A 6,429-nucleotide genomic window follows, 5' to 3' on the forward strand; every position below is an offset into this window, starting at 1 on the left:
ATTTGACGTTTCTTTCTAGCTTTATCAAGCTCAATGTAGATAGCTTCAGTTAGTCTTCGTTGAGTATGCCTATAGCCTTTTTTAGAATATCAAGTGCATCTTCCTTGTCACGAAGCTCCTTTTTTAGCCTAGCTATTTCTTTCTCTGCATCAGAGGAATAGTTACCAGAACCTCTGTGTTCTACAATTCCACCGTTAGACTTAGCACTTTGAATCCAGTTATTTAGGCTGGATGGGCTGATTTTTAAATCATCTGCTGCATCTTTCATAGATTTGCCAGATGAATAATAGTAATTCACGGCATCGTGCTTGAATTCTTCACTATATTGTTTCTTTCTCTTTTCCATAATAAATTCGCTCCTTTTCTGATAGTTTTATTATATCAGATATAGAATCTATTATGTTTGGGATGTCCGATTTCTATACTATCACTATAATAATTATTAAGAATATAATGAACAATATATTAATGATTATATTTATCCAATTGCTATATCCACTGTGCAATTGAGGTAAAACACCTAATTTAAAGCTATAATAGCTCATGAAAGCTAAAATTATAGATATAGATGTAAGGATCATATATGTATTAACTTTTGTAGTCTTTAGTAATAAAAGTATTTGAAGTAAAACTATTATTATACAAAACAAATATACTCTCCCAATCATTATAAGCATTTCAATATTAATTGGATTAAATCCTACATTAGAATTAAATACAATCTCCATTGGTAACCAAATTATATAAATCAATATTATAAAAACTCCAGTTATCACAAAGTTTCCCTTCAAAAGAGCTTTTAAAAAATTATCTCTACTTCCATATCGGATTGATAGACTATCTGAGTTATCAATAAAAAAGGTTATATAATCAATATTTATAAGCTGTAGCAACGATAAGTTCATAATAAATAGTCCTTTTAGCATAGCTATATATAAGGGAGTCCCACCGAAAATAGTTTGATACATTATATTTATATTTTCATATCCCATCATTCTTAAAAATACATAGCTAATGACAATATCAATTATAATAGCTATATAATATGGTTTTATATTTTTAAAAACCTTTATCATAGGAAATCTCTCCTATCACTTAATTTAACACATATTAATGTAGTTATAATAATTAAAAACAATATAACAAAATAACTTTTTAATCCTCCATAGAATATCCACGAAAAGAATATATTAATATTTATATTAAATATTATCTTTAAATATTTTACTATCAAAAAGATTTCCATATAAAGAAACAAAAAGACTAAAAATTCACTATATTTACTTAGAATGGAGTTATTGGACCATTTTAAGCATAAAATCAAATTTATTAATAAAATGATTCCTAATAAGTAATGGATATACCATTGGACAATATAAAGTAAATCTATACTATCTGAAAATGACCTAGTTAATAGCCCACCTAAAATAATAAAAATAAACATTATATTCAAATAAATAAATCCTTGTTCATAATATCTTAATAGCTGATTTTTAAGTATCTTTCTTCTATTTCCTATTCTTATATAAGTTAAAGCATTATAGAACCTATCTTGAAGAGCTAATCCAACAATTACAACTGAAACAAATTGAAATACAAAAAATTTATCAAAAAACCAGTGATTAAACCAATCATATCCCAGAGAATTAATTATCAAAAAAAATATAGATGTCCCTAATAAATAAATTAAAAATAGTATTAAAAATTTATTATTTTTAATTATTCTATTCATAACAATCCCTTGATTTAACAAATATAAATAAAGTTAATATACAATTAACTAATATCCATACTCCAAAAGTTAATATTACGCTTTTCCAGGTAATTATAAATTCTAACGCACTAGTCGCCCTGGGTTGAAGAATCATTCTAATATTATATATAAAAAGCATAGGAAGAGAATCAAATATAAATCTAATTCCATATAGAATTATCACTGGCATTAAAAGAGCTATATATCTATTGGTAAGTTTAAATATCATATGAATACAAATGGAAAACACTGAAAATATAGATATTGCGAAAGCATTTAAAACAGTATATATTTGAACCATCTTCATAGGATTGGAAGAAAAGGCATTATATACAAAGGTTCCTTTATTAGGTGCGATTCGATGGTAATGTTCTGATAACATCATATTTTCAGAAAACAATTTATATGTTACAATAATATTTATTTCTAATGCTACTAACATTACAATAAATGAAAATAACCAAGTAGAAAGTAATTTTGACATAATATACTTATTTTTACTGTCTCTAGTTACCTGAAGCATGTACATTGAAGTATTTTTATCATCAAAGTATATTAGACCAGTCAATAATACTGGAAAAATCCAAAACATAGTATTGTATAAATTATTTCCCCAACTAACTGAATTCATTAACATCCAAAATTGAAATGGATTCTTTCCAATTTCTTTCATCATATTAGGATCTCGGGAAAAATGGTTCAATACTGTAAGTGGATCTAAAATTGAAATTGCTAACAAAATCAATATTGTTAGTCGGACCATTTTACTTGACAACAATCTCTTTATATCTAATTTAAAATAATTCATACCCTAACCTCCTGCTAATCTTCTAATGAGTTAAGAATTCCATAGAATTTAATTAAATATATAACAAAAGACCATGGATTATCATACAGTACAATCTGAATCTCCCATCACTGAAGTGACAGGGTTCTTATCTAATTAAACTTCCCCTACACTCTCATATCAGTACCAATACCGACATTACAACATATAGGGACTCATCTATTTCGATAAGACTTTCACTATCAATACTTATTCTAATGAATTATATTTACGATAGCTTTATGGCTCGATTCAAAACCATTGTTTATTTATCTTTATTTTTTGTTTCTTTACTTTTATATTCCCATACTACTTATTAATCTTTTTCCATCTTTCTTTAACTCTTTAAGTTTTTCTATTTCTTTGTCGTGTAGTGTTTTAAAGTTATCATATCTCTTAAAGCATAGTTCTCTATCTATATTTTCTAATGTATCATCTACATTTTTAATCAAAAATGCACTATATAAGTCTCTTTGAATATTTAAATCAACACTCCACCTATCTTTTAATTCCTTTTTAGTGTAGTTATCTTTAAAGTGATTATATTGACTAGCTTTTACTTTGTGTGTATTTATCTTTAATAATTCTTTGTTTCTATATTTTAGTTTTCTCTCTATTATTTCAAGTAGCATACTCGGTGCTTTATTTGCTAAGCTTTTACCAAATCTTTTCTTTTTATTTATTTTACCTGTTTTTTCATTTGTAGTAGTTTTTTTAGCTCTAGCTTGAAGAGCTTTAAAACTCATATCTTCAACTAATATTCTATCTCCTAAACTTATTATTAAATTAGCAAGTTTTTCATGAGAGAGTTTTCTTATAGCTCGTTGTTTTCTTTGGAGTTCTCTTAGCTGATTTTTTGTTTTTAAATATTTTTTAGAGTTATTCCATTCTAGTTTGTTTAACTTTCCGTCTATCCTTATACCTTTTTTAATAGTTCCATCTTCATTATAGTTATTAGGATTATTCTCTCTTCTTTGTCTATCTAGTTTTCTTTGAAGTATTCTCTTTTCTCTTTCTATATTATTTACTTCGGGACACAGTTCAAGTAGCTTTACATCTAGTTTGCTTACTATAGCTATAGTTTGAGTTCCTATGTCTAGTCCTACGTCTCCTATGATTAGCTTTCTTTTGAATTGTCCTGTTTTTTTATCTATCTTAGATGGAGGAATTCCTTCAAGTATTATCTGAACATAGTACTTATTTTTTTCCTCTTATAGACCTTCTAACTATCCTAATGAATTTTATTCTATCTTTTAGAGCTATTTGTGCATAGATATCATTTTTATTTATTTCTACTTCGATCTCTAAGTCTTGCCATTTTATCCTGTTGGTTTCTTTTATGTATATAAGGCAAGATGTGTTTGTTTTATTTTCAATAGAATCCACTTGCTCCCTTTTTTTAAAGTAAACATTATTTCCATCTAATATCTCTTTTACAGCTTTATATACTCTATCTGCTATAGCTTGAGATTGTAGACTTCCTATATTATCTTTAAAGTGTTTATACATAGGTTTAACATCTTCGTAAAGTGAATAATTTGTAAGTCCATATTTTGAGTATATATCATCTCTATCTTTGTATAATTTTTTTCTAACTTTATCTATTTCTTTTTTATCTTTTTTTAGTTTAGCTGCGTAGTATTCTTTATTGATGTTTTTTAGTTTAGTTTTATTTTTTCTATATTCTTTACTTTCAAGCATAAGGTGATATCGCTTTAGAGCTAATCCTAAAACTGAATTATATATTTTTCTTGCTATTTCAAGTCTTTTATCTATTATATCCATTTGAAAGGGCTCAAGTTTTAATGGTAGAGTTAATACATAGCTTGGTGTTTTACTTTTCTTAGCCAAATAATTCACCTCCTATTGTTCTACCTTTATTCTACCCTATTTAACAGTCGTTAAACATTTGTTCTTGAAGTATTTATATTAAATTACAACAAATTCAGAAATGCATCTCATGATTAAAATCACGAGTGTTCTTTCCCAGTTTTATAAATCTAGAAAAAATTTCAATGCTAATAAAATTGTTTAATTTACCTAATTTACTTTGATTCTTGATTATAATTTCTTTTTAATTGTTTTTAATTATATTTTAATAGTGTTCTTGTGTCAAGAAAATGGCAAATTAAACATAAGTAAATAATCTAAAACCCACTATTTTAACTGTATCTTTCAAAACTGAAAATTAAAACTCCTCTTAATATTCTTTTCCTTCTTTAAGTTTATTAATTTTATTTATTACTTTAATTTCTTTTTTCTTTTTTTATAATAAATATAACACATAAAATTTGATAATTGTTAGGTTTTGGTTTAAGTGGTCTTTTTTTGGTCTGAGCGGTAATTTGAGGTGGATATTTAAAAAAATGATTTAACAATACATAGTATATATTCTGTATTGTTAAATCATTAATGAAACTGAATTTATTTAATAAAAATAATTTATTATTTTAAAGATTTTCTTACTTATGTTTATGAAATTACTTTTTAATGTATGAATATGGAGTTAAAATCATTACTATCATAATTAAATAATAAATAACTAAGTCTATGATTTTAAAATCTGTATTGAATTCAGACATAGTATAGATATTGTATATTATACCTAAAAAAATTGATAATGTTGAATAAATAAATAAATTTACAAATTTGATATCAGTATTTGCAGATAATGTATATCCTATTATAATTAAATTAAATAAACCTATAAAGGTATAAAAATTTAATGTATCTCGTATATTTCCATCATAAAAAAAATAAGAAATAAAAAAAATATTTATAAACAATATTAAATTTAAAATTGTTTTTTTCATTAATTGTCTCCTAAAAAAATAAATTTTGCTTTTAAAAAACTTGTTAATCAATTACGTTTACTAACTATTATTTCTCAACCTAGTATTATAATAATTAGCGTCTTTTGAATGAGAGTCAATACTAATAATAGCTGTTGCAGCTGCTCCTACCCCGCCAACGAGAGCTAAGGCTGCTCCTACTCCACTAGCATATAAAAGATTAACTCCAGCGGTCATTAACGATACCCCTACTGCCGCTCCTCCTAACCGTTCTGAGCGAACAATGCTATCAACAGCACTTTTAAATCCATTAATATCACTTTGCTTTCTATGAGCTTCTGGAAAGTTATAATAACTTGTTTTTGGTGTCTTAACTTCCCAATTATAAGATCGTTTATCATAGCTATAATATTTATAGCTATAACCACCTTTACTTGTATTTTGACTCCCTACAGTCATAGCATAGGTAGAGATATCATTGTTTTGTTGGTCAACTTTTTCAATATACTCACTTATATTTATTATCTCTTCAGAAAATGTACCATTTTTGTCAGTTTCATCCCACTTTTGTATTATCAAATTGTTATTTATTTTATCATTAGTTGTTAAAGTGATTAAATTGCCTTAGTGATAGTATAGAAATCGGACATCCCAAACATAATAGATTCTATATCTGATATAATAAAACTATCAGAAAAGGAGCGAATTTATTATGGAAAAGAGAAAGAAACAATATAGTGAAGAATTCAAGCACGATGCCGTGAATTACTATTATTCATCTGGCAAATCTATGAAAGATGCAGCAGATGATTTAAAAATCAGCCCATCCAGCCTAAATAACTGGATTCAAAGTGCTAAGTCTAACGGTGGAATTGTAGAACACAGAGGTTCTGGTAACTATTCCTCTGATGCAGAGAAAGAAATAGCTAGGCTAAAAAAGGAGCTTCGTGACAAGGAAGATGCACTTGATATTCTAAAAAAGGCTATAGGCATACTCAACGAAGACTAACTGAAGCTATCTACATTGAGCTTGATAAAGCTAGAAAGAAACGTCAAAT

General features: G+C 26.3%; 8 protein-coding genes. 1 reads left to right on the forward strand and 7 read right to left on the reverse strand.

All coding sequences use genetic code 11. From position 1 onward, the window contains the following. Window positions 1–49: 49 nt before the first annotated feature. From TICRE_RS08975 to TICRE_RS09005, 7 genes are all read right to left on the reverse strand, one after another. A complete protein-coding gene (locus tag TICRE_RS08975; RefSeq protein WP_075727274.1) occupies window positions 50–346 on the reverse strand; it encodes a transposase in 297 nt (98 codons plus the stop codon). Between the two features lie 73 nt (window positions 347–419). Then, window positions 420–1,076, reverse strand: a complete 657-nt coding sequence (locus TICRE_RS08980; RefSeq protein WP_075727276.1) for a hypothetical protein — start codon at window positions 1,074–1,076, stop codon at window positions 420–422. 648 nt (window positions 1,077–1,724) lie between these two features. Continuing rightward, a complete protein-coding gene (locus tag TICRE_RS08990; protein ID WP_075727280.1) occupies window positions 1,725–2,561 on the reverse strand; it encodes a hypothetical protein in 837 nt (278 codons plus the stop codon). A 314-nt stretch (window positions 2,562–2,875) separates the two neighbouring features. Further along, a complete protein-coding gene (locus TICRE_RS13670; protein ID WP_233120180.1) occupies window positions 2,876–3,325 on the reverse strand; it encodes a hypothetical protein in 450 nt (149 codons plus the stop codon). Window positions 3,326–3,776: 451 nt separating this feature from the next. Beyond that, the gene (locus tag TICRE_RS13675) at window positions 3,777–4,430 is read right to left on the reverse strand and encodes a hypothetical protein (RefSeq protein WP_233120181.1); all 654 of its coding nucleotides are present in this window, start codon (window positions 4,428–4,430) and stop codon (window positions 3,777–3,779) included. Between the two features lie 629 nt (window positions 4,431–5,059). Next, entirely contained in the window at window positions 5,060–5,392 is a 333-nt protein-coding gene (locus tag TICRE_RS09000; protein ID WP_075727282.1) for a hypothetical protein, read from the reverse strand. A 60-nt stretch (window positions 5,393–5,452) separates the two neighbouring features. Further along, window positions 5,453–5,986, reverse strand: a complete 534-nt coding sequence (locus TICRE_RS09005) for a geobacillin-26 family protein (protein ID WP_269843986.1) — start codon at window positions 5,984–5,986, stop codon at window positions 5,453–5,455. Window positions 5,987–6,083: 97 nt separating this feature from the next. Between TICRE_RS09005 and TICRE_RS09010 the strand changes: the two genes are divergently transcribed. Continuing rightward, complete coding sequence (locus TICRE_RS09010; RefSeq protein WP_075727274.1) at window positions 6,084–6,380, forward strand: transposase; 297 nt, start codon at window positions 6,084–6,086, stop codon at window positions 6,378–6,380. Window positions 6,381–6,429: the final 49 nt, after the last annotated feature.

Origin of the sequence: Tissierella creatinophila DSM 6911 (assembly GCF_001940565.1) — a bacterium.
In the GTDB taxonomy this organism is placed as follows: Bacteria; Bacillota; Clostridia; order Tissierellales; family Tissierellaceae; genus Tissierella_A; species Tissierella_A creatinophila.

Excerpts from the sequence above, each read along its gene's own strand:
- TICRE_RS09000 (WP_075727282.1), bottom strand. The coding sequence starts at position 5,392 with ATGAAAAAAACAATTTTAAATTTAATATTGTTTATAAATATTTTTTTT.
- TICRE_RS13670 (WP_233120180.1), bottom strand. The coding sequence starts at position 3,325 with ATGAGTTTTAAAGCTCTTCAAGCTAGAGCTAAAAAAACTACTACAAAT.
- TICRE_RS08980 (WP_075727276.1), bottom strand. The coding sequence starts at position 1,076 with ATGATAAAGGTTTTTAAAAATATAAAACCATATTATATAGCTATTATA.
- TICRE_RS08990 (WP_075727280.1), bottom strand. The coding sequence starts at position 2,561 with ATGAATTATTTTAAATTAGATATAAAGAGATTGTTGTCAAGTAAAATG.
- TICRE_RS09010 (WP_075727274.1), top strand. The coding sequence starts at position 6,084 with ATGGAAAAGAGAAAGAAACAATATAGTGAAGAATTCAAGCACGATGCC.
- TICRE_RS08975 (WP_075727274.1), bottom strand. The coding sequence starts at position 346 with ATGGAAAAGAGAAAGAAACAATATAGTGAAGAATTCAAGCACGATGCC.